Below are 23,800 nucleotides of genomic sequence, written 5' to 3' on the forward strand. Positions count from 1 at the left end.
TGAAAGCCTAATTGGCAACAGCCACTTTCTTTTTGGCAGGCGCAGCCTTTTTAAGCCAGAGCTGTTCCATTTCCTCCAGCTTTTTACCTTTGGTTTCGGGAACATATTTCCAGACAAACAGAATGGTTACCGCACACATGGCACCATAGAACCAGAAGGGGAAGCCGCCGTGGAAATTGTCGAGCAGGAAAGGGTTGTCCATCATCATCGGGAAGGTCTGGCTTACCGCAAAGTTTGAAATCCATTGGGCAGCCACTGCCAGGGCCATGGCTTTACCACGAATCTGGTTCGGGAAAATTTCAGACAGCAGCACCCACACCACCGGCCCCAGCGAAAGCGCAAAGCTGGCAATGTAGCCCAGTACAAAAACCAAAAGCCACACATCGGTAGACTGTAGATACGCTGCAAAACCAATAGCTGAAATACACACGCCCATGCCCAGCGCGCCAATCATCATCAGCGGCTTTCGGCCAATACGGTCTACCGTCAGGATAGCTACTACGGTGAAGATCAGATTGACAGCACCTACCACAATGGTTTGCAACAGCGAAGTATCGGTAGAGCCGCCGCCTAACTGGCTGAAAATTTCAGGAGCATAGTACAGGAACACGTTGATACCGGTTACCTGCTGAAACACACTGAGCATAATGCCGATAAATACGACCAGGCCAAAACCCTGGCCAACCAGCTTCACTTTTTCCTGCTTCTTATCCTGGTGCAGCGATGCTTTTATTTCTGTTAAAGCCTGTTCTGCATTCGCAGGACCTGTTATTTTAGCTAAAACCTGGAACGCTTTATTTTCCTGTCCTACCATGGCCAGCCAGCGCGGACTGCGCGGCACGAGCAGCATCAGGAGACAGAACAACACAGCAGGAATGGTTTCGCTGCCGAACATCCAGCGCCAGCCGGTGTTCTCCATCCAGGTGCTGTCGCCCTGCAGGGCAATCCCGTAGTTCACAAAGTACACCACCAGCATACCGAAAATAATGGCAAACTGGTTAAAGGAAACCAGCCGGCCCCGCAGGTGCGCCGGTGCAATCTCGGCAATGTACATAGGCGAAAGCATGGAGGCGATACCCACACCCACACCGCCTACAATACGGTAAATGATAAATTCGGTAAACGTTTCAGGAATAGCTGAGCCGATGGCGGAAATTGTGAAGAGCACTGCCGCCAGCAACAGGCCGGGTTTGCGGCCATATTTATCGGCAATCCAGCCTGCTACTGCCGCACCGAGCACACAGCCCACCAGCGCGCTGGAAGCTGCCCAGCCTGTTTCGGCTGCCGTAAGATTAAAGTAAGTCCGTAAGGCTCCGATAGCGCCCGATATCACGGCTGTGTCGTAGCCGAAAAGTAAGCCGCCAAGGGTTGCGACCAGCGTGATCCCTGCTATGTAAGGGAGATTCTGCTTTGCTGTTAAATTATTGTTCTCCATTTTGATAATAAATAAACCTGTTGATGATTTGATTGTTCTTTTTGGCTTCTGTGAGACTAATCTCATATGGGAAAACTTTGCTGCACCTGCCACCATTGCCTCAGCTCCTCCCGTAGAGAGAAACCAGCTGCACGTTTTCTGAAATCTCGGCCTCCCTTAAGGCAATTTAGTTGCTGCCTGTAGTACTGCCTCGAAAGCCGGTTTAGGCTGGTAGTTGCGGTCGAACAGCATAGGATAGCTGGTGCGTCCTCTCATGGGCCAGTTGTTGAGCCAGGAGTCGCGGTCGGTTACACCCCAGAAGGTGACACGGCTGATTTTGTCGCGGTGCTTGCGGAACAGCGTAAATATTTCGGCGTAGCGTGCCGTCAGTTGCTGCTGTTGCTCTTCCGGAAGCCCGGTGGTGTAGAGGTTGTATTTTTCGTCGAACTCAAAGGTGGCATCGATGTCGGCGCCCTGCCGGTTGCTTGGGTTAGGCAGTACGTCGATGTCCAGTTCAGTAATCATTACGTTCACGCCAAGGTCAGCAAACTTAACAATACTTTCTTCTATCTGCTGCAGCGTAGGTTTGTCGGGCTGCACGCCCCAGTGCCCCTGCATGCCGATGCCGTGCACTTTAATGCCTTTTTCCTGCAGGCTGCGCACCAGCCGGATGGCGCCGTCGCGCTTGGCCGGTTTCCACATGTTGTAGTCGTTGTAATAGAGTTCTGCCTCCGGGTCGGCTTTATGGGCGAATTCAAATGCCTTCTGTATAAAGTCTTCGCCTATGATCTTGTACCATTTGCTCTGGCGCATGGTGCCATCATCGTTAAGGGCTTCGTTTACCACATCCCAGCCATGGATTTTGCCTTTATAGCGTCCTACAACTGTATTGATGTGCTCTTCCATGCGTTTAAGCAGCACCTCCCGCGTCACGGGGTTACCTTTCTCATCTTCGAATACCCAGTTCGGCGTCTGGTTATGCCATACCAGTGTGTGCCCTACCACAAACATGTTGTGTTGCTGTCCTAGCGCCACATAACTGTCGGCAGGCTGGAAGTTGTAGGTGTCAGGCTTTGGATGGATTGAACCCCATTTCAACAGGTTTTCCGGGCTAATGCTGTTGAAGTGTTTTGCCAGTATTTCGGCAGCTTTGGAGTCTCTTCCAAATGCCTGTCCGGTGTTTAGGGCAGCGCCAATATAGAAGTCGCCTTTGTAGGCCTCTTTTAAAGATTTTTGCGCTGTTGCAGTTGGGGCCTGTGTTGTTATTGCCTGTTCTGCTGGGGTTATGCCGGCTGTTGCCTGATCCGGAGGGGCTTGTTTGGAGTCAATGCAGGCAGTTGCGAAGCAGGCAAATGCCAACGTTTGCATTATGAAAGCTTTTGTTAGGTTCATCTACTTTTTTGGTTGATGTTGTTAAATAAGTTTATAAGATGATGTTGTTTGCTGCAATTATCTAAGGATTGACCAGGGTACCTGCCCTGCGATAGCTCCCCTGGAGAACTGGTAGCGCTCCGGGGGGGTAATTGTTAATACGAACTACCGTTTGTTTATTTTATTCGAAAAACTACCTCTTCCTTTCAGCAGTACTTAACAGGAAGAGGTAGGATAAATATTAGAATCCGATCGAGTTGCCGCCGTCTACCGGCAGCACCGTGCCGGTTACGTATTTGGCAGCTTGTGTGGCGTAAAAATAAACGGCTTCGGCTACATCGGCTGGTTCGCCAAGTTTACCCATTGGGGTGCGGGACAACACTTTGTTTTTGCGTTCCGGATCGTTGTTAAGGGCTTTGGCAGACATGTCGGTAGCAATAAAGCCAGGCGCCACACAGTTCACCCGAATGCCCATCGGCGATAGTTCTACTGCCATCGCTTTGGTCATGCCTTCGATACCGGTTTTGGCGGCTGTATAAGAAATAACTTTCGGAATGCCGTACTGCGCTGCCATGGAGCTGATGTTAACGATACTTCCGTTTCCCTGCTCCACCATCACCTTCACAACTTCACGGCTTAAACTGAATACCGCTGTCAGGTTTGTCATGATCACGTTCTGGAAATCTTCGTCGGTAACATCCATAAAAGGCTTCTTTTGATTGATGCCGGCATTGTTCACCAGGATATCTATTTTGCCGAAGCGTTCTGCAATTTCGGCTACCAGTTTCGGAATTTCGGCCAGGTTGCTCAGGTCGCAAACAATGTAGGTGGCGTATTCTCCGAACGCCTGCGTTGCTGCCTGCAGCTTTTCCTCGTTTCTGCCGATGATGATGGTCCGGATATTATTTTTTACAAATTTTTCAGCAATAGCATAGCCTAATCCTGATGCTCCTCCGGTTACGATGGCAACCGGAGATGCTGCGGTTGAATAATTACTCATGTTAAATTTTATAGAAAGAATTTTTAAATACCGGGTACAAATTTTGGATCAAGTTTCATGTAATAATCCAGCGTGTGGGCAGGCTGCTCCACGCCTTGCGGGATGGGCCGCTTCGAGAAAGTCTGGAAGTAAAGCAGGCAGGCATCGCGCCACCAAACGGCTTCTTTTTCCTGAATCCGAAGCAGTGATTTAGTATGCTCAAAGCGCTCTGCGTCTACATGGTCTTCTACGGTTGCCCAGGTTTTCTGCATCTGGCGCACCCCGTCTACGCCCGCCTGGTACCGGAGGCACAGTTCATCCCACAGTTTTCTGCCGGAATTTGTTTTAAAATCCCAGCTGACATGGTGGAACCACAGGAGGTACTTTTCCGGGCAATTCTTCAGGCTGGCAAACTGTTTCTCTACCGGCGGGAAATACTGCGCTACGGCGTTGCTGCCTGTTTTGGTACGGTCGAATCCTATTCCCTTTTCATCGGCACGGTGGTAGTAAACAGAGGTCCAGTCGGCGCGGTGCTTGTCTTTAATCCAGGGGCTGGGGCCGTAGTGGTGCGACCAGCCCATGATGTGGTGCAGGCCAAGCGGTGTCATGTAGTTTACAACCGTTTCGTGCGAGGCAAGCATCATGTCTTTTACCGGATTCACGAAAGCAGGATTTCCGGTAAAGGTCATCCGGAGCCATTCGTCGGCTATTTCTTCAGAGGAGAGGGTGTGGTTCCAGGCAAGCCGCCCGAAGGCATACCAGTTAGACTGTCCGAAGAGGTGGCCGGTCCAGTTGCGGTCTGTGCCGATGTTGGCTACGCCTGCCACGCCCGTGAGCTGGTGGTTGTCGAGGGTGCCATCTACAACTTTGGCTACGGTAGAACCTTTGCCCTTGGCATAGGTATCGGCTTCTAGCGTTTCTTTATACATAGGGGAGAGGTAGGCGAGGGTGGTGCCTTGCCCCAGGTACTCCTGTGTAATCTGGAACTCCATCATGAGCGGTGTTTTGGGCATGGCGCCGAACAGTGGGTGGAACGGCTCGCGCGGCTGGAAGTCGATGGCGCCATTCTTTACCTGCACCAGCACGTTCTTGCGGAAGGTACCATCCAGCGGCTTGAACTCGTTGTAGGCTTGTTTTGCCCGGTCGTCCGGCTCTTTGTCGTCGTACACAAAGGCCCGCCACATCACAATGCCACCCTTTGGCCCAACAGCATCGGCCAGCATGTTGGCGCCGTCGGCATGGTTGCGGCCGTAGTTCTGCGGGCCCGGTTGTCCTTCCGAATTTGCTTTCACCAGGAAGCCGCCGAAGTCGGGAACGTAGGAGTAGATTTCTTCCGCCTTTTTTTTCCACCACGCCTGCACGGCCGGGTCGAGCGGATCGGCGGTTTTAAGCCCTCCAATTTCGATGGGGGCGCTGAAGCGGGCGGTCAGGTAAACTTTAAGGCCATACGGTCTGAAGGCATCTGCCAGGGCAGCTACTTTCACCAGGTAATCTTTGGTTAGCACCAGGGCATTGGCATTTACATTGGTGAGCACCGTGCCATTGATGCCGATGGAGGCGTTGGCGCGGGCATAGTCAATGTAGCGCTGGTCGATGTAGTCGGGCAGCCTGTGCCAGTCCCAGAGCGAGAAGCCGGAGTAGCCGCGCTCCACGGTACGGTCGAGGTTGTCCCAGTGGTTGAGCACGCGGTGCTTTACTTTAGGGGCGCTGCTGAGCGAAAGGTTGCTTATGTCTTGCTGGGTTTGCAGCAAACGCAGGAAATGAAAGCTGCCGTAAAGCACCCCAATATCGGTATTGGCGGCAATGACCGTACTTTTTCTGCCATTGGCATTGGTTGTTAAAAGCAGATACCCTTCCTCGCCCAAAGACTTTAGTTTTTCGCTAATGTTGAGAGAGCTTATCAGACTGGAAGAGGCAGGCGTGCCAGCTATAACTGTTCCGTTCTGAGTTAGTTGCTTTACTTCCGGAACTTCTTTGCCCAGTAAACCACTCAGGCCATTGCTCAACTCTTTTTTTGCTGCAATAAGCGTTGGAGAGGTCCCCTCTACCCATAGCCCGGTTACTGTTTGCTGGTATTGCTGTAGTTTGGCAGCATCCTGCATTCTATCGTAGCGCTGCCAGAGCCTGTAGCCATCGTCAGCCTGTAGCGGGTGTATGAGCCAAAGCAAGCAAACAAGAAGAAAACATAATTTCTGCATCTTTATTCGTTTTAAATTGGAGTAGATACTTTAATACTAACTAAAAGGTATTACAACGCTGTTGGATCATCTTTTTAAGGATGAATCCCTGATCATCAATTCCGTTTTCAGAACAATAGTATCAGTAATAAATGTATTCAGCCATCCGTTTAGGTTATTTATCAGCACAAGTAGATTTTTTGCTGCTACTTCTCCCATTTCCTTGCCTGAATAGTCTATAGTAGTTAGGTTTGGTTCTGTTACTTCTGATATGGGTTCATTATCAAATCCAACGATGGCTATATCGTCAGGAATCTTGATCCCCGCTTTTTTCAGTCTGGCCATACAGCTTGCGGCGCAGGTATCGTTCGACACAAAGATGCCGTCAGGTAGCTGCTCGAGTTTCAAAATTTGCTCTGCTGCTTCTGTGCCTGCCTGCTGGCTGAGGTTATTGACGATTATGTTGTTCTCGTTAAATGGAATATCATGATCGATATGCGCGTACTTGTAGCCTTTCAGCCTGTCGGAATAAACATTCCGGTTCAGGTTACCTGTAATATGGATAATGTTCCGGCAGCCCTGCTCTAGCAGGTGTGTCGTAGCTTTATAAGCTGCCTGTAAATTGTCGATCACAATGCACAGGCATTTTTTATGTTCCATTACCCCTTCAAAAAAGATAACCGGAATGTCGTTTTCTAAAAATGGCAGGAAGTGCTCAATATCTTTTGTTTCGTAAGAGAGCGACACCAGCAAACCATCGACCCTGCTGTCAAACATAACCTTTGCATTCAGGATTTCTTTTTCCAGTGAATCCTGCGTCTGGCTTAACAAAAGCTTGTAACCTGCTTCAGCTGTAATTGTTTCTATTCCTGCTACAATTGAGTTTCTGATATAGCTGTTTAACTCGGGCAGTATCAAACCAATGGTGCTGGTCTTTTGGTAAGCTATTAAATTGTTTGTAACTAAGTTCGATTTATAACCTAACGAAAAAGCTGTAGCCAATATCACTTCCCTCGTTTTCTCATTAACTGCCGGATGGTCGTTTAACGCCCTGCTTACGGTGGCAGGTGAAATTCCCAGGCATTTGGCTATATCATAAATCGTTATTGCTTTACTCATTTACAGCATGCCATTAAATATTTGAAACCGATTTCATGTGTGGTTTATGTTTCTTTTGTTTTTACGCTATCCGTTCTCCCTGTTCCTAAGTTGTTCTTTTGTTATTTCTACAAAAGTATATACCTGAAGCAAGATGAAGCATTGTGTAAGGTGGCTCCAGGTAGCCTGCGCTAAGCCTGTCTGCTTCTGAAAGAGAATGTTTTTCTGATTGAACAAAAAAGCTTGAGATGATTTCTGCAATCGGTTGTAATATTCGAAAATTTTTTCCATGTTTACAACTCAAATAAGCAGGTTGTCCTAACTTCTTTTAAAAAAACCTTCCTGTAATACCTTGAGAGCTTTTTTGAGCGCCGGATTTGTGCGGAGGTGGTTTTTGGGTTGATGAAAAAATAACGAATGGTAGTTTATGTTCTTCCATTGTCGGATATAATAATTGCTGCTTACCCCTTTTAGTTAAATAAGTTATACAAATCAAAAATTCTAAGGCCTATGCAGGAGGTTACTTTTGATGTTTACCCAAATCCTGTTTCAAACGGCAAATTCGTGGTAAACAGCCTGGAAAGAATCGACAAGGTGACTGACGGTAATTGATGGAAAAGGAGTTGTTGTTAAGGAATTTGCGCAAATAAACCGGTCCTCGTCCGAGTTTAATTTAAACGTGAAACCAGGATTGTATATCCTTCAGATACATAACGGAGAAACATTCTCTTCCTGAAAGGTTGTAGTGAATTAACCGGTTTTTCCTCTGTGAAGGATTATTTCGTAATACCATGTTTCAAAATTTTTATCATCTGAGGCTATGGTAACCGGTGCAGCAGATAAAAAAATGCAATTGTGCCAGAAGTAAGTTATGAAATATGGGTAAGTGGGTGGCAGGGGTTGCTGCTCACCTGCCTCTTTCTTTCAGGGCTGTTTAACCTGGTAAGCGGTTGTAATAGCTCCGGATAATTTACATTTTTGTACTTAAACGTGCTCATACATTAAGCATCAGGCTGTGCATGAACTACAGGTCGCTCCTGCTTTGCCTCGTACACTGGTTGTAACAATAGCTTAGGGAGCAGCGCCTGTGGTGGCAGGTGCAGAAAACCTGGCAGCCTATGTAAAGCTGTTTTTTTTGTTCCGGCAAAAATAGCAAGCAGTGGAAAGTGTTGCTTTACACGGAATAATAATTGGTTACACAATATACATTCAAATGAGTTTAAAAATCCCAAAGTGCCCTCATCTGGTAATAACTTTTTTCCTGTGTTTTATACTTCTTCAGTCGTACCAGCTTTACGCGCAGCAAAAAGCAAGTGCTTCGAATAAAAAAAGTGTAGCTGCAGGTGCAAACAGGACCGCCCGGGAACGCATACTGATTAACGATGGCTGGAAATTTTATAAATACAATTCAGCTGCGGATGCCGATTCCCTGATTTATGATTTGCGCCCGGAGGTTAAAGAGGACAACGATGCCAGGCCCGCCGACGCGAGACCAACCGAAGCAGTGGCGGTGGCAGCTACCAAAGCCGTTTTAAAACCGTGGATTCTGCCAACGGGCAACGCATTCCTGAAAGACCCCGCCAACCGTTACACCCGTCCGGAGGGGAATCCGGGAAATAATTTTCCGTTTGTGCAGTCCGGCTTTAACGATGGGGCCTGGGAGAAGGTGGATCTGCCGCACGACTGGGCTATCGAAGGTCCATTCTACAAAGGCTGGAACACTGAGATAGGAGGAGGCATGGGCCGCCTGCCGGTGCATGGGGTGGCCTGGTACCGCAGGAAGCTGGAGATACCGGCTTCCGACGCGGGCAAATCTGTTTTTCTGGATGTGGATGGCGCCATGTCCTACGCCATGGTTTGGCTGAACGGGCAGCTGGTGGGCGGCTGGCCGAATGGCTACACTTCCTGGCGCGTCGACCTCACCCCGTATATCAAACCAGGCGGTCAGAACCAGCTGGCCATTCGCCTCGACAACCCGCCAAGTTCCTCCCGCTGGTACCCGGGTGCCGGCATCTACCGCAATGTCTGGCTAACCAAGACCAATCCGGTGCACGTGGGGCAGTGGGGTACGGTTGTGACCACTTCCAAGGTTTCAAAGGCTGCTGCAACAGTAGACTTAAAAGTGACGGTGGATAATGACGCCACTTCAGATCAAAACATTGAGGTTGCCACGGAAATTTACGCGCTGGATGCCAATGGTAAGAAAGCGGGTAAGCCTGTCGCAAAGATACATCCTGCCAAAGCAGCCGTTAAGGCAAAGAATAGTGAAACTATTTCTGGTTCCGTAACTATCCCCAACCCGAAACTGTGGGGGCCGCCGCCAACACAAACCCCAAACCGCTATGTAGCCGTTACCACTGTTGCTGTGCAGGGCAAACCCCTGGATGTGTACGAAACGCCCTTCGGAATCCGCGATTTGCGCTTCGATGCTGAAAAAGGCATCTTCGTGAACGGCGAGCGCATTTACATACAAGGGGTAAACCAGCATCACGACCTGGGGGCTTTAGGGGCCGCGTTTAACGAGCGTGCCGCCGAGCGCCAGCTGGAGATGCTCCGCGACATGGGCTGCAATGCCATCCGGATGGCCCACAACCCGCCTGCTCCCGAGCTGCTGGAGCTCACTGACCGGATGGGCTTTCTGGTAGTGGACGAGCAGTTCGATGCCTGGGAGCTGAAAAAGCCGCCGCTCGATTTCCACCTCATCTTCCCCGACTGGCACGAGCAGGACCTGCGCGCCTTGGTTCGCCGCGACCGCAACCACCCTTCCGTTATCATGTGGAGCTTCGGCAATGAAGTAGGGGAGCAGTATACCGATGAGGAGGGAGCAAAAGTAGCCAGGCGGCTGAACGCGATCGTAAAGGAAGAGGATACCACCCGCCCGACCACCGTCTCGATGAATTATGCCAAACCCCACATGCCGCTTCCGGCAGTCGTAGACATAATCAGCCTCAATTACCAGGGCGAAGGAATCCGCGATGCACCCGCCTATGCCGGTTTAAAGGGAATTCGAACTTCCCCGCTGTACCCTGCCTTCCACGATAAGTTTCCTGATAAGGTCATTCTCAGCAGCGAAAATGCAGCAGCCATCAGCTCCCGTGGCGAGTACCTGTTCCCGGTTACGGACGGTATCAGCTCACCCGTGAAAGAGGGACTGGGCGGCGACCCCAAAAGCATTCAGGTCAGTGCCTACGAATTATATTCGGTGGATTTCGGGTCTTCGGCCGACAAGGTGTTTGCCTCCCTGGAAAAGCACCCCTACGTGGCTGGCGGATTTGTGTGGAGCGGCTGGGATTACCTCGGTGAGCCAACGCCTTACTACCTGGCCCGCAGTTCTTATTTCGGAATTATCGACCTGGCCGGCTTTAAAAAAGACCGTTACTACCTCTACCAGTCACACTGGCGCCCTGAGCTGCCTATGGCGCACCTCCTGCCGCACTGGAACTGGACCGACCGGGTGGGGCAGGTAACGCCGGTACACGTGTTCACCTCCGGCGACGAAGCGGAACTGTTCCTCAATGGAAAATCGCTTGGACGGAAGAAAAAAGGCCAGTACGAGTACCGCCTGCGCTGGGACGATGTGCAATACACGCCGGGAGAGCTGAAAGTAGTAGCTTATAAAAATGGGAAGAAATGGGCAGAGGATGTGGTGAAGACTACAGGAGAAGCGCAGAAGCTTCAGCTCTCTGCCGACCGCGCTACAATCCAGGCCGAAGGGCAGGACCTGTCGTTTGTGACCGTGCGTGTAGCCGATAAAAGTGGGCTGACGGTGCCAGACGCCAAAAATGCACTTCGGTTTTCGGTTGAGGGTCCGGGCGAAATTGTGGCAACGGACAATGGCGATGCGACGAACCTGGTGCCTTTTCCTTCGCACGAGCGCGATGCATTTAATGGCCTCTGCCTTGTGGTTGTTCGCGCAAAGCCCGGCCAGAAAGGAACTATCAGGTTAAAAGCAGAAGCTGCCGGTTTGGAAGCGGGTACAGTTGCATTGAAAAGTGTCGGCGGGAAGTAAGGGTACAGGCAGCGTTACGTAAACCTGGCGGGTTTCCAAAACCCGCCAGGTTTGTTCCGGTAAGTTATCCTGCTGCACCTGCCACCATAGCCACTGCTGCTCACGGGAAAGTATGTTCTCGCTCTTTCGGACATCTTTGTCCGAATGCTTTCTGTAGGGGACATCCGTGTCCCCGTCTGCGAAGGAGCTAATTGCTACAAACGCGGACGTCCGCAGCAGAGAAGTTCCGGACAAGGATGTCCGGAACAGCACTAGACAGCACTAGTTATTATACTGCAGCTGCCACCATACCCTCTGCTGCTCTTCTGTAACCAGGGCAGGAAGTAAATGCGGGGTGGTAGAAGCCTGCGGAAACCATTTGTATTACATGTTAATTAAAATACTATTCAACTCTGATGAAACAAAGAAAACTGATTCCCAAACTCCTGCTGTTGTTTCTGTTGCTTTCCACGTCGGCCTTTGCTGATATTACCCTGCCCAGCTTAATTCAGGATGGCATGGTGCTGCAGCGGGATGCGAAACTGAAAGTATGGGGCTGGGCAACGCCAGGCGAAAAAATAAACATATCTTTTAACGGGAAGCGGGCCAGAGCTACAACGGGTGCCGACGGCAAATGGCTCGCTACCTTACCCGCCATGAAAGCAGGTGGTCCCTACACCATGGAGCTAAAGGGGAAGAATACGATTACGCTGAAAGACATTTTAATTGGGGATGTGTGGTTCTGCTCCGGGCAGTCGAACATGGTGCACCAGATGAAGCTCCACAACGTAACCTATGCCGATGATATCGCCAACGCCAATTACCCCCAGATACGACATTTCTGGATTCCGACCACCACCAACCTGCAAGGCCCGGCCAAAGATTTGCCTGCCGCCGCTACCTGGAAAACGGCTAACCCGGAGGACGTGAATGAGTTTTCGGCGGTAGCGTATTTTTTCGCCCGGAAACTGTACAATAAGTATAAGATTCCGATTGGCCTGATTAACGCCAGTGTGGGTGGTACGCCCATCGAAGCCTGGATGAGTGAAGAAGGTCTGAAAGATTTTTCTAACGCTGTTGCTGCCATTAACCGGAACCGGGATACGAGCTACGTGAATAGCCTGAGCAGGAAAGCTGCTGCAGCTGCAGCCAATAGCCAGCGGAAACCGGAACAGGACAAAGGCCTTGTCAGTGCTGTAAAGTGGTTTGATACAGCTTATGTGCCGAAGGGCTGGCAGAACATCAACGTGCCGGGCTACTGGGAAGACCAGGGCATCCGGGACCTGAACGGCGTGGTCTGGTACCGTCGTGAGATAGACGTGCCTGCAGCTATGGCTGGCGTACCGGCAAAAGTGCATTTAGGCAGGATTGTAGACGCCGATGTACTGTATGTGAACGGGAAAGAGGTGGGCAGAACGACTTACCAGTACCCGCAGCGCAGGTACAGCCTGCCCGCCGGTGTTTTGAAACCCGGAAAAAACCTGTTTGTGGTCAGGGTGACCAACAATGGCGGTAAAGGTGGGTTCGTGCCTGATAAACCTTATTTCATCGAAGCAAACGGGCAAACACTCGACCTGAAGGGCACCTGGCAGTATAAAGTAGGGGAGGTTTACCAGCCAGCTTCCGGTGGAGGCGGTGGTGGCGGGATAAACGCCCAGAACCAGCCAACTGCACTCTATAATGCCATGGTGGCGCCGGCTGTTAATTATGCTATCAAAGGCATCCTGTGGTACCAGGGGGAGAGTAATGCCGGAAATCCTGCCGAATACAAGAAGTTATTACCGGCCCTCATAAACGACTGGCGAAACAAATGGCAGCAAGGGAACCTGCCGTTCCTGTATGTGCAGTTGCCAAACTTTATGGAAGTGAATTACACCCCATCCGAAAGCAACTGGGCCTTAATGCGCGAGGCTGCCTTGCAGACATTAGCTGTGCCTAACACCGCCATGGCAGTAACCATAGAGCTGGGCGAGTGGAACGATATTCATCCCGACAATAAAAAGGATGTAGGTGAACGATTGGCGCTGGCGGCACAGAAGCTGGTGTATGGCGAGAAGAATCTTGTTTCATCAGGTCCGCTTTACCAGTCTGCAAAAGTAGAAGGCGATAAAATTATCATCAGCTTTACCAACACCGGCAGTGGGCTTACAGCCATAGACGACGAAGAACTTACCTGGTTTGCCATAGCTGGCGAGGATAAAAAGTTTGTCTGGGCGAATGCAAAAATAGAAGGAGACAAAGTGGTGGTGTGGAGCGAAGAGGTGCCGAATCCGAAATATGTGCGCTACGCCTGGGCCGATAATCCCTATGGCGCCAACCTTTATAACAAAGAAGGATTGCCTGCTTCTCCTTTCCGGACAGATGAATAAGTTGTAACTCTAATGGCACGTTCCCGCATGAAAAAAGTCTTTTATCTTTTGTTTGCCCTGGCAGTATCATCTGCCTCGGCACAGCAGGCTACTACCGGTGCCGCTGGTAAGTATCCGCCGGTAGTTAATTATACCACCCAGCAGGACCACCAGCAGATGATGCAGCAGCTGGGCATCAAAACGTTGCGGCCCGGACCAAGTGGCGACGAATCGGCTCCCAACCATGCCAACTACGACGAAGCGCTGGCCAATCCTTACCCCAACCTGCCGGAGCTGCTCACCCTGAAGAACGGGAAGAAAGTAAAGACTCCGGAAATGTGGTGGCAGCAGCGGCGACCTGAGATAGTAGAAGATTTCGAGCGTGAAGTATACGGAAGGGTACCCCGGAATGTACCGAAAGTCACCTGGAAAACACTTATCTCCGAAAGAGAATACGTGGGCTGGACACCGGTAAACGCAAAGCAACTGGAGGGCGTGGTGGATAATTCCGAATACCCGCTGCTGGACGTGAAAATTGCCATGACCGTGGTAACGCCAGCCAACGCGAAAGGGCCGGTGCCGGTACTCATGATGTTTGGCCGCAGCGCCCTGCCTGCCCCGGCACAGCCGCCGAAGGAAAGCCTGGAGAAGATAAATGCCGCCTTAAAAGAGTTGCTGGTGAAGACAGACCCGTCGCTGCAGGCGGTGTTTGAGCAGTACCCGGCTTATAACCCTATTGCACCAGCCACCACTGCCACTGCCAGAGGGCCACAGGACGGCGACCCGCCAACGCCGCAGCAACTCCTGGCAGCAGGCTGGGGCTATGCTTTAATTGAACCCGGCAGTATTCAGGCCGATAACGGGGCGGGCCTGACAAAGGGTATTATCGGGTTGGTGAACAAAGGGCAGCCCCGCAAACCCGACGATTGGGGTGCCCTGCGTGCCTGGGCCTGGGGAGCATCCCGTGGCCTGGACTACCTGGAAACGGACCCTGCCGTGGATGCCAAACGCGTGGGCATAGAGGGCGTATCGCGTTACGGAAAAGCAGCCCTTGTAGCCATGGCATTCGACCAGCGTTTTTACATGGGCCTGATTGGTTCTTCGGGGGAAGGTGGCGCCAAGCTGCATCGGCGTAATTTTGGGGAGGCCGTGGAGAACTTAACCGGAAGCGGCGGCTATCATTGGATGTCCGGTAATTTTCTGAAATATGGCGCCGCAGAGGCTGCTTTCGGCAGCAAAACAGCAAACGACATCCCGGTGGATGCGCACCAACTGATTGCGCTGTGCGCCCCCCGCCTTACCTTTATCAGCTACGGCATCCCTGAAAGAGGGGATGCCAGGTGGCTCGACCAGCAGGGAAGCTACATGGCTACCGTAGCGGCCGGGCCAGCTTTTCAGCTTCTTGGTGCCCGGGATTTAGGCGTAGGCCACGATTACAAAACTGCTAAAATGCCAAGCGTCAATGTCGGGCAACTGGATGGGGAACTGGCCTGGCGGCAGCACGACGGCGGCCATACCGATGCACCTAATGTAAAGCATTTTATCCAGTGGGCAAATAAGCTGATGAAGGAACAGGCGGCTACTAAAGCGAATCGTTAAGCGCGTGTTGACAACAGGATTAATTTGCGGTAGTGGCGTATTTTGATTAAGAATTTTTTGGCTATTTTGCAGCAGAAATACAATTTCCTTTTTTAATAATAAAAAGCAGGGATAGAAATCACTTAATTTTTATGAAGAAACACCTATTACTGCTTGCATTTGCCCTTATGGTTAGTATAAAATGCTTTTCACAAATTGCTTTTGAACAGGGGTATTTTATTAACAATGAAAACCAAAAGAAAGATTGCTTCATTAAAAATGTTGACTGGAGAAATAATCCTACCCAGTTTGAATATAAGCTTTCTCAGGATTCAAAAACTCAAAAAGCAGACATTCAGTCTGTAAAAGAATTCGGAATTCCGGGAGACTTCAAATACATCAGAGCTTCGGTAAACATAGATAGGTCAAGCGACGATATCAGGTTTATGAGTGCGGACCGAAGTCCGATATTTAAGGAAGAACAATTGTTCCTGAAGGTGCTTGTAGAAGGGAAGGCATCGCTTTTCATTTATGAAGATGGGAGCTTAACCCGTTTCTTCTATAAAATGAATGATTCCGAAATTCAACAATTGGTGCACAAGTATTACCGGCTTAATAAGGATGCTGTAGCAGAGAACCATTATTTCAGGCAGCAGCTTTTCCTGGATTTACAATGTCAGGATATTTCAAAGAACGATGTTGAAGGCATTGCGTACGACAAAAAGGATTTAGAGCGAATCTTTGTGAAATATAATATATGCCAGGACCCGGGCTATGTCAACCTCGAAAAGAAGCAAAAGAGAGATTACTTAAACCTGACGTTCAGGCCAGGTTTAAATATCAGTAGCCTGTCTGTTAAACATTCTGATACAGATGCAAGAGAAGCAGATTTTGGCGCTAAGGCCAGTTTCAGGCTAGGCGTTGAAACCGAGTACTTTTTGCCGTTCAACAAAAACAAATGGGCAGTCATGGTAGAGCCCACCTACCAGTATTTTAAAACTGAAAATGTATCGGAGCCAGGACATGCATCCGGTACGGTAGTTACCGCAAAAGTGGACTACAAATCCATTGAAATACCTGTAGGTGTCAGGTACTATTTCTATCTTAATAACGCCTCCAGCATATTCATGAATGCTTCTTTTATTTACGATATCAACTCTGTTAATTCAACAATTGATTATTCCTGGAACAATAGCGGTATGGAAAGCTCTTTAGAAATCAGGACACGAAATAACATGGCTTTTGGAGCAGGTTTTAAATACAAGAACAGGTATAGTTTAGAAGCGCGATACCTGACAGCAAGAGAAGTGCTAAGTAACTATACGCAGTGGAGTTCTGATTATAAGACATTTTCTGTAATAATTGGATATACCTTATCCAACTAAAATTTCATATTCGGCAAAGTTGCGCCTGCGACCAAAGCCACTGCTCCTGTAATAGTGAAAAATAGTTAAGAGATAAAAAAAGCCTCCAAAGCAGTTTGAGCTTTGGAGGCGTCTTTTTTATCGTGACTTTATACAAGAACGAAAACCTGTTTAAGAGCAGGCTATCTTTTGTATACATTCAACAAAAACTACTGCTGGTAAGCTGTTATCGTTTCGATAGTGCCATCAGGGCGGAGTTTAAGCTCCGTAACCTTGATGTTACGCAGGTGTGTTTTGCCTGACAATTCGGTGTCGTGGTAGAAGAGGTGCCATTTGCCGTTGTGTTCCACTACGGAATGGTGGTTTGTCCAGCCCTGTACCGGGTTTAGCAATACGCCTTTGTAGGTAAAGGGCCCCATAGGGCTGTCGCCGATGGCATAGGCAATGTTGTGGGTGTCGCCGGTAGAGTAGGAGAAGTAGTATTTACCGTTGTACTTATGCACCCAGGCCGCTTCGAAGAAGCGTCTTTCGTTATCACCTGTCAACAGTGGCTTGCCATTTTCGTCCAGGATCTGCACATCGCGCACCTCGCCGTCAAAGCTGAGCATGTCTTTGCTCATGCGGGCTACTTTAGGCATAAGGGCAGGTTGGTCGTCTTTCGGATACGCGTCATTGGGGTTGTACTTGCCACTGCTCCAGCGCTGCAATTGCCCGCCCCAGATACCGCCAAAGTACATATAGGAATTCCCATCAGTGTCAGTGAAAACGGCGGGGTCGATGCTGTAGCTATTGGCGATAGGCTTTGGCTCTGGTTTAAACGGACCTGCAGGCGAGGTGCTGGTAGCCACGCCGATACGGAATACATCCTCCTTGTCTTTTACCGGGAAGTACAGGTAGTATTTGCCGTTTTTGTAGGCGGCATCCGGTGCCCATAGCTGCCTGCCTGCCCATGGGATATCTTTGATATCCAGCGCCACGCCATGATCTTTGATTTCGCCATTTACGCTATCCATCGAAAACACATGATAGTCCCGCATATCGAAGTGAGAGCCGTCGTCTTTCTCCGCAATGCCCGCATCAATGTCGTGGGATGGGTAGATATAAATCTTGTTTTCGAATACATGCGCTGAGGGGTCAGCTGTATACATGTCTGTAACAAGCGGTTTTGTCAGGAACTTCCGTTCTGCAGGTTCCGCTGCCGGTGCTTCGGCAGTTGTTTCTGCCTGGTTTTCAGTTGTCTGCTCCTGGCACCCTCCAGCCAGAATACCAACTACAGACAACATCATCATGGAGGAACCGAAATGAATTTTTTTTGCCATTATCTTTAACTTAATTATGATGAAAAGTGAACATAACTTTTTATTTAGCCTTTGTTAATCATGCGCGCCATACATGTTTTGTAATAACCAACTTCCACCTGGTATATTGCTAAGGCCGACAGCACTTATATTGAAAGGAGCCCCGTGCAATACGTTTTATTCCTGCTGTAGGTAAAATAGTGGTGCGAGGTAAAGCAAATATAAAGTATTTTTTGCAATCGGTTTCAACATTTTTATCTTCCTCCGGAAAAAAATTAAGATAGGCAGATAGATACCTTTAAAGCATGATTTACCCTGTTGCTTTCGGTACAATGGCTGTCTTGCCGTAAATTAAATTTTTCAAAGTGTTTCAAAATTTGAACCTGCAACAGTGGCAGGAAATGAAAATATTTTTTTATATTGCAATCGATTGCGGAGTTTGTTACGATAAGTATTTGAGTCTTGGAAAAAGAAATTACAATTTATGATATTGCCAGAGAACTGGATATATCTCCTACTACAGTAAGTAGGGCGCTGAATGATCATCCGGCAGTTAATATAAAAACAAAGCAAAAGATTTGTGATACTGCCAGTCAGATGGGGTATCGTTCCAACCTTTTTGCCAGTAACCTCCGAAAGCAGCGGACCAATACGATTGGTGTAATCGTTCCAAGATTAGACAGTCCTTTTATGTCTACTGTAATGGCTGGCATGGAAAAAGTAGCAAACGAAGCTGACTATAATCTTATTATCAGCCAGTCGCAGGAAACGCTCCAGAAAGAAGTCCGCAATGCCAAAACGATGTTCGACAGCAGGGTAGATGGTTTGCTGGTGTCGCTCTCTTACGAAACAAAAGATATTGATCATTTTCTGCCCTTTATCAACAAAGGCATTCCTGTCATCTTTTTTGACCGGGTGGCAGAACATAAAAAGTGTAACAGCATTGTAATCGATAATTTACAGGCAGCTCATAAGGCTACGACACACCTGATAGAGCAGGGCTGCCGGAACATTATCCATATCACAGGAAATCTGAACCGGAACGTTTATTCCGACAGGTTGAAAGGCTACAAGTACGCCCATATCGATCATGATATTCCTTTCAACGAAAGCAACATAATTGTCAATAACCTCAGCCAGCAGGCAGGCACAGAAGCAGCAGAGCAAATTTTGAAACTCGAGCAGCTACCCGACGGCATCTTTGTGTCGAACGATACCTGCGCCGCAAGCTGTATGGCCAGACTAAAAAAAGCGGGCATTAAGATTCCGCAGGATATTGCGGTGGTGGGTTTTAACAACGACTTCATCTCCACACTCGTGGAACCTAATTTGTCTACCATTAATTATCCCGGTCACGAAATGGGCGAAGTGGCTGTACGGAATATGCTCTATCAGTTAAGCGGAGCATCGGAAGTTATGTTATCCAACAAAATCACCTTAATATCTGAGTTAATTATTCGGGAGTCATCCCTAAGAATAAAGAAGTAAAGGGGCTGGCTTTTAATGTTTAATTGCCAGGTCGGATGTCTTTTTTAGTTATACAGTTTCAAATACCGGCGTAATTTTATAATTACTCTTTGCACGCTTACCCCTGCTCCACCGGTTGCCACGCAGCAGGCTACGCTCACCTGGAATTGCAGCAGCTTACCGGTGGTTTTTTCAGGCCATCGCATTTTTTGATGCACCATTATGAATGCCAGGCCTTGAATACCAAACCTCTCCGGTCGCTCCCGGAAAATAAAAGATTCCGAACTTGATCCGGAAAATGCTGACCACCTTCAGCGTGTCGCACGCTAACGGCGTCTCCTTTTGCTGCACCCACCTGAATTAATTCTCTTCCTCTGTTAACGCTGCGGTAGCTACCAGGCACGTGGCGCAACCGAAACCGGAGCATCTGCTTTTCAAACCCTGCCGGTTGCCAACAGCACCCTCATTAGCAGGATTATGCAGGATAGCTTAAAATCTACAATGCTTAATTTTGCTGGTAACAAATGTTTTGCCACACAGCGCCTCCGAAAAGCTTGCTGTGCAAGAATAGAACATTTCCAATATCCATGGCAGCCGATGAGCAGAGGGTATGGTGGCAGGCACAGCAGAACCAAAACATGCCCTTTATTCCCTGAAAGAGGGACGGGAAATGCACGGTCGAAGAAAAGTAACCCAGGGGAAGCACTTTACTTCCGTCGAAGACCTGCTGGAAGCGACAAAGAATTTCTTTGATCGAAATAACGACATGAAACAAAAAGTATTCGTTATTTTGGGGGCACAACGGTACTCCGGGAAGAATTTTTTTATAATTTAAAAGTTTAAATTACAGCTAATATAACTGTACAGCTAATGTTTTTGAAACAAAAGGTTCTGTTATTTTTCTCTTTGCTGCTCTCTCATTTAGCTTTTGCCCAGGTACGGGTAACAACCGAGCTTCGTAACAACTGGAAATTTCACCAGGGGCAGAGTGCTACGGCATTCCAGAAAGACTTTAATGACAAAAACTGGGAAACAGTTAGCGTGCCGCACGACTGGGCCATTTACGGTCCTTTTGACAAGGAAGTGGACAAGCAGGTGGTAGCTATTGTGCAGAACAACGAGAAGGTAGCCACCGAAAAAACCGGCAGGACCGGGGCGCTTCCTTATATTGGCGAAGGCTGGTACCGCAACAACTTTACCCTGCCGCATTACAAGCCGGGCCAGAAGGTAATCCTGCTGTTTGAGGGCGCTATGAGTGAGCCGAGGGTATACCTGAACGGCGAAAAGGTGGGGGAGTGGAACTATGGGTACAATTACTTTTACTTCGATATCAGCAAGCAAATGGTAGCCGGTAAATCCAACACGCTGGCGGTGCAGTTGTCAAACTTAGGCTCGTCGTCGCGCTGGTATCCCGGAGCCGGTTTATACCGCAAGGTGCAGGTAATTGTAAAAAACCAGGAAAGCATCGACCAGTGGGGTACCTATATCACCACGCCTTTTGTTTCCGAAGGACTGGCCAAAGTAAACATCAAAACTAAAGTTTCCGGAAAAAATGTGCGCCTGGTGACTGCCATTGTAAATGCGGCCGGCGACACAGTGGCAAGAGATGAAGCGAAAACGCTTTTCGCCAACCAGTTTGAGCAGAACATAGCGGTAAAAAATCCGAAGCTGTGGAGCCCCGAAACTCCCAACCTCTACACCGCCGTTACCCGCCTGTATGCGGGCAATGAACTGAAAGACGAAATCACCACCCGCTTCGGCATACGGGCCATTGCCTACCAGGCAGGTGTTGGCTTCAGCTTGAACGGACAGGTGCGCAAATTCAAAGGCGTGTGCCTGCACCACGACCTGGGCCCGCTCGGCGCAGCCGTTAATAAAGCAGCCCTGCGCCGGCAACTACAGATTCTCAAGGACATGGGCTGCGATGCCATCAGGAGTTCCCACAACATGCCTTCCATCGAGCAGCTGGAGCTGTGCGATGAGATGGGTTTTATGTTTCTGGCAGAAACGTTTGACGAATGGGCAAAACCCAAAGTGAAGAATGGCTACAACCGTTTCTTCCAGGCCGATGCCGAGAAAGATGTCGTCAACCTGGTACATGCCACCCGAAATCATCCTTCTATTGTGATGTGGAGTTCCGGAAATGAAGTTCCGGACCAGCGGGGCGCTGAGGGTGCAAAACGTGCCAAATGGTTGCAGGAAATTTTCCATCGCGAAGATCCCACCCGTCCCGTAACAGTAGGCATGGACCAGGTAAAAGCCACGATGGCCTCCGGCTTTGGCGCCGTGCTGGATGTGCCGGGCCTGAATTACCGCACCCATTTATACGAAGAAGCTAATAATGCCTTCCCGCAGGGGTTCATCTTAGGTTCGGAAACAGCTTCTACGGTAAGCTCACGGGGCGAGTACAAGTTTCCGGTAGTCAAAGGTGCTGACATAACTTATCCGAACGGGCAATCTTCGTCCTATGACCTGGAATACTGCAACTGGTCAAATATTCCGGAAGATGACTTTATCCTGCAGGACACCAAGCCCTGGGTAATCGGGCAGTTCGTCTGGACCGGCTTCGATTACCTGGGCGAACCTACGCCTTACGACAGCTACTGGCCATCGCGCAGCTCTTACTTCGGCATAAACGACCTGGCCGGCTTGCCCAAAGACCGCTACTACCTCTACCGGAGCCAGTGGCAAACAAAGGATGAAACCCTGCACATGCTTCCGCACTGGAACTGGGCCGGCCGTGAAGGGCAGGTAACGCCTGTTTTTGTGTACACCAACTACGATAGCGCCGAGCTCTTTATTAACGGCAAAAGCATGGGCGTGCAGCGCAAAAGCGACGAAAGCCCGCTGCACCGTTACCGCCTGATGTGGATGGATGTGAAATACGAACCGGGCACGGTGCGCGTAGTCGCTTTTGACAAAGACGGCAAACCGGCAGCTGAAAAAACAATGGTGACAGCCGGAAAGCCCTATAAGCTGGTGCTTGAGCCGGACCGCACGCAGATAGCTGCTGACGGACAGGACATTTCCTTTGTAACCGTATCGGTTGTAGATGAAAAAGGAAACCCGTACCCCTTGTCAAGCGACCAGTTAACCTTCCGGGTGAGTGGTAACGGGAAATTCCGGGCAGCCTGCAACGGCGACGCTACCTCGCTCGAGCCGTTCCATTTGCCCACCATGAAGTTGTTTAATGGCAAACTGGTGGTGCTGGTGCAGTCTACTACCAAACCAGGCGACATCAAACTCACAGTGAAAGGTAAAACCCTGAAGGGGGCGGAAGTTAAGTTAACGTCCAGGGAGGTAAGGTGATGTTTGGGTCTAGTACCTGGCCACACACAGCTGTAGTTTTCTCACAACCTAAACCTGGCTGCCCGTAATCTTCCCATTAAAGGTAGCAGCTCCTGATTCCTAAGGTCTTGCAGGTAGTCAGCACTTCCTTAACCCACTCCTTTATCTCCGGTAGAAAACGTTTCTGAAACGCGGCTATCGTCTCATGGTCCGGGTGCTGGTTGCCTGCAATGTACTGAAAAGCTGCAGAACTGTAGGTAGCTGCTTCTATTGAGCGGGAAATGAACATCCCGGTCAGGTAACTGTACAGGAGTAGCGCCAGTAACAAACGGGGCTCGTAGGTGGTGGTATTGTTTTTCAGGAACTGGCAGTTGAACACACTTGCATCGAGTTTATTTGTAAGCTTTACAACCAGACGAGCCAGGTGGTTTTCTGGTAACCATTCCGTAAAATGATAAGGTACAGTAAAATCAGTGTCTGTTGCCGCTTCCTTAAGTTGGTTCATGATGTTAGGCATAAATAGTTTATTCTGATAATGTCTTTTCACGCGATTAATTTACCTCTTTCCGTGCCTGCCTCTTCCTGCCTGGCCATTCGGGTGTTCTGCACCTGCCACCACAGCCTCTGCTGCCTGAACGCTGGAAAATAAGGTGCCTGGGAGCAGCTTTTACTTCCGGGGAGCGCGAAAAAGGGATGTCTTCTGCCGCTTATTAAAAGCCGGAAATCTGATTCAAATAAACCGTATCGACGGAATACATCATAGCAATTATGTGGAAAATCCTGGCAATTTTGTCGCGATGTGAAATATGTGCCTGGCTGGCTATATAAAGGAGCAGCGCCTGCTGACTGTGTATAGCAACAGCTTTGGAACAGCTATCCGGTTTTGCCGGCATCAGAAAGTGCTTCTACCTGTTCTGGATACTTTGCTGCACCTGCCACCACAGTCGCTGCTGTTCTGCTACGGACAGGGGAAAAGCAGGATAGTATTATTTGCTGCAGCGTTCAAAACAGGTGCCCGCATGCTCCAAAATATACCAGGAAAAGCCTGCCTGGCGGAAGGCGCAGCACCTGTTTTTAGAGCCCTGGGGCATATTTCCGGGTCGGCTGAACCAGGAAAGGCCGCCGCTAATTGGCTGCCGCTGTGGTGGGATTCGTTGCAACACAGGAAGTAGGGGATTGTGCAGTGGGCCTTGCGAAAAAGGCTATGTTAGCTGTATGTTGCTAATTTTTATCGGTTTTGTTAAGTTTTATGCCCTTTCTTACACCCTGCTACAAGATTTATAATCTCTTCTACAATAGTAGTAGCAACTAACTGCATCAACAAAGTAGTTTTGGAAACTGTTTCGGAGCACTCATACAAAGCAGGTCAGTTACCTTGATTATAGGCTCATTACAAACAGGTAGTTAGCTAAGTCTATTACTATTAATAC

The 23,800-nt window shown here is 49.2% G+C and carries 13 protein-coding genes; 6 read left to right on the forward strand and 7 right to left on the reverse strand.

The annotated features are described in order from the left end of the window. Positions 1-7 precede the first annotated feature (7 nt). From xylE to DCW36_RS10160, 5 genes are all read right to left on the reverse strand, one after another. Complete coding sequence (gene xylE / locus DCW36_RS10140) at positions 8-1,435, reverse strand: D-xylose transporter XylE (RefSeq protein WP_114778516.1); 1,428 nt, start codon at positions 1,433-1,435, stop codon at positions 8-10. A 156-nt stretch (positions 1,436-1,591) separates the two neighbouring features. After that, a complete protein-coding gene (locus tag DCW36_RS10145) occupies positions 1,592-2,782 on the reverse strand; it encodes an endo-1,4-beta-xylanase (protein WP_240676120.1) in 1,191 nt (396 codons plus the stop codon). A gap of 244 nt (positions 2,783-3,026) precedes the next feature. Next, positions 3,027-3,785 (reverse strand): SDR family NAD(P)-dependent oxidoreductase, encoded by a 759-nt coding sequence (locus DCW36_RS10150; RefSeq protein ID WP_114778518.1) that lies wholly within the window; start codon positions 3,783-3,785, stop codon positions 3,027-3,029. A gap of 23 nt (positions 3,786-3,808) precedes the next feature. Beyond that, a complete protein-coding gene (locus DCW36_RS10155; RefSeq protein WP_114778519.1) occupies positions 3,809-5,962 on the reverse strand; it encodes an alpha-glucuronidase family glycosyl hydrolase in 2,154 nt (717 codons plus the stop codon). Between the two features lie 66 nt (positions 5,963-6,028). Then, on the reverse strand, positions 6,029-7,060 hold the full coding sequence (locus tag DCW36_RS10160) for a LacI family DNA-binding transcriptional regulator (protein ID WP_114778520.1): 1,032 nt from the start codon (positions 7,058-7,060) through the stop codon (positions 6,029-6,031). Between the two features lie 1,192 nt (positions 7,061-8,252). Here DCW36_RS10160 and galB point away from each other — a divergent pair. From galB to DCW36_RS10180, 4 genes are all read left to right on the forward strand, one after another. Then, positions 8,253-11,048, forward strand: coding sequence for a beta-galactosidase GalB (gene galB / locus DCW36_RS10165; protein WP_114778522.1), 2,796 nt, complete (start codon positions 8,253-8,255; stop codon positions 11,046-11,048). Positions 11,049-11,443: 395 nt separating this feature from the next. After that, positions 11,444-13,396 carry a sialate O-acetylesterase gene (locus DCW36_RS10170; protein ID WP_114778523.1) on the forward strand — a complete coding sequence of 651 codons (1,953 nt, stop codon included), beginning with the start codon at positions 11,444-11,446 and terminating at the stop codon, positions 13,394-13,396. Between the two features lie 27 nt (positions 13,397-13,423). Beyond that, the gene (locus tag DCW36_RS10175) at positions 13,424-14,974 is read left to right on the forward strand and encodes an alpha/beta hydrolase family protein (RefSeq protein ID WP_114778524.1); all 1,551 of its coding nucleotides are present in this window, start codon (positions 13,424-13,426) and stop codon (positions 14,972-14,974) included. A 131-nt stretch (positions 14,975-15,105) separates the two neighbouring features. Continuing rightward, positions 15,106-16,338, forward strand: a complete 1,233-nt coding sequence (locus tag DCW36_RS10180; protein ID WP_114778525.1) for a porin family protein — start codon at positions 15,106-15,108, stop codon at positions 16,336-16,338. Between the two features lie 188 nt (positions 16,339-16,526). Here DCW36_RS10180 and DCW36_RS10185 read toward each other — a convergent pair whose 3' ends face one another. Further along, complete coding sequence (locus DCW36_RS10185) at positions 16,527-17,636, reverse strand: glycoside hydrolase family 43 protein (RefSeq protein ID WP_114778526.1); 1,110 nt, start codon at positions 17,634-17,636, stop codon at positions 16,527-16,529. A 441-nt stretch (positions 17,637-18,077) separates the two neighbouring features. Between DCW36_RS10185 and DCW36_RS10190 the strand changes: the two genes are divergently transcribed. Then, on the forward strand, positions 18,078-19,103 hold the full coding sequence (locus DCW36_RS10190; protein WP_114778527.1) for a LacI family DNA-binding transcriptional regulator: 1,026 nt from the start codon (positions 18,078-18,080) through the stop codon (positions 19,101-19,103). 849 nt (positions 19,104-19,952) lie between these two features. Continuing rightward, positions 19,953-22,391 carry a DUF4982 domain-containing protein gene (locus DCW36_RS10195; protein ID WP_114778529.1) on the forward strand — a complete coding sequence of 813 codons (2,439 nt, stop codon included), beginning with the start codon at positions 19,953-19,955 and terminating at the stop codon, positions 22,389-22,391. A gap of 76 nt (positions 22,392-22,467) precedes the next feature. Here the strand turns inward: DCW36_RS10195 and DCW36_RS10200 are convergent, their stop codons facing one another. Further along, a complete protein-coding gene (locus tag DCW36_RS10200) occupies positions 22,468-22,875 on the reverse strand; it encodes a transposase (RefSeq protein ID WP_164891093.1) in 408 nt (135 codons plus the stop codon). Positions 22,876-23,800: the final 925 nt, after the last annotated feature.

Origin of the sequence: Botryobacter ruber (assembly GCF_003347595.2) — a bacterium.
Taxonomy (GTDB): Bacteria; Bacteroidota; Bacteroidia; order Cytophagales; family Hymenobacteraceae; genus Pontibacter; species Pontibacter ruber_A.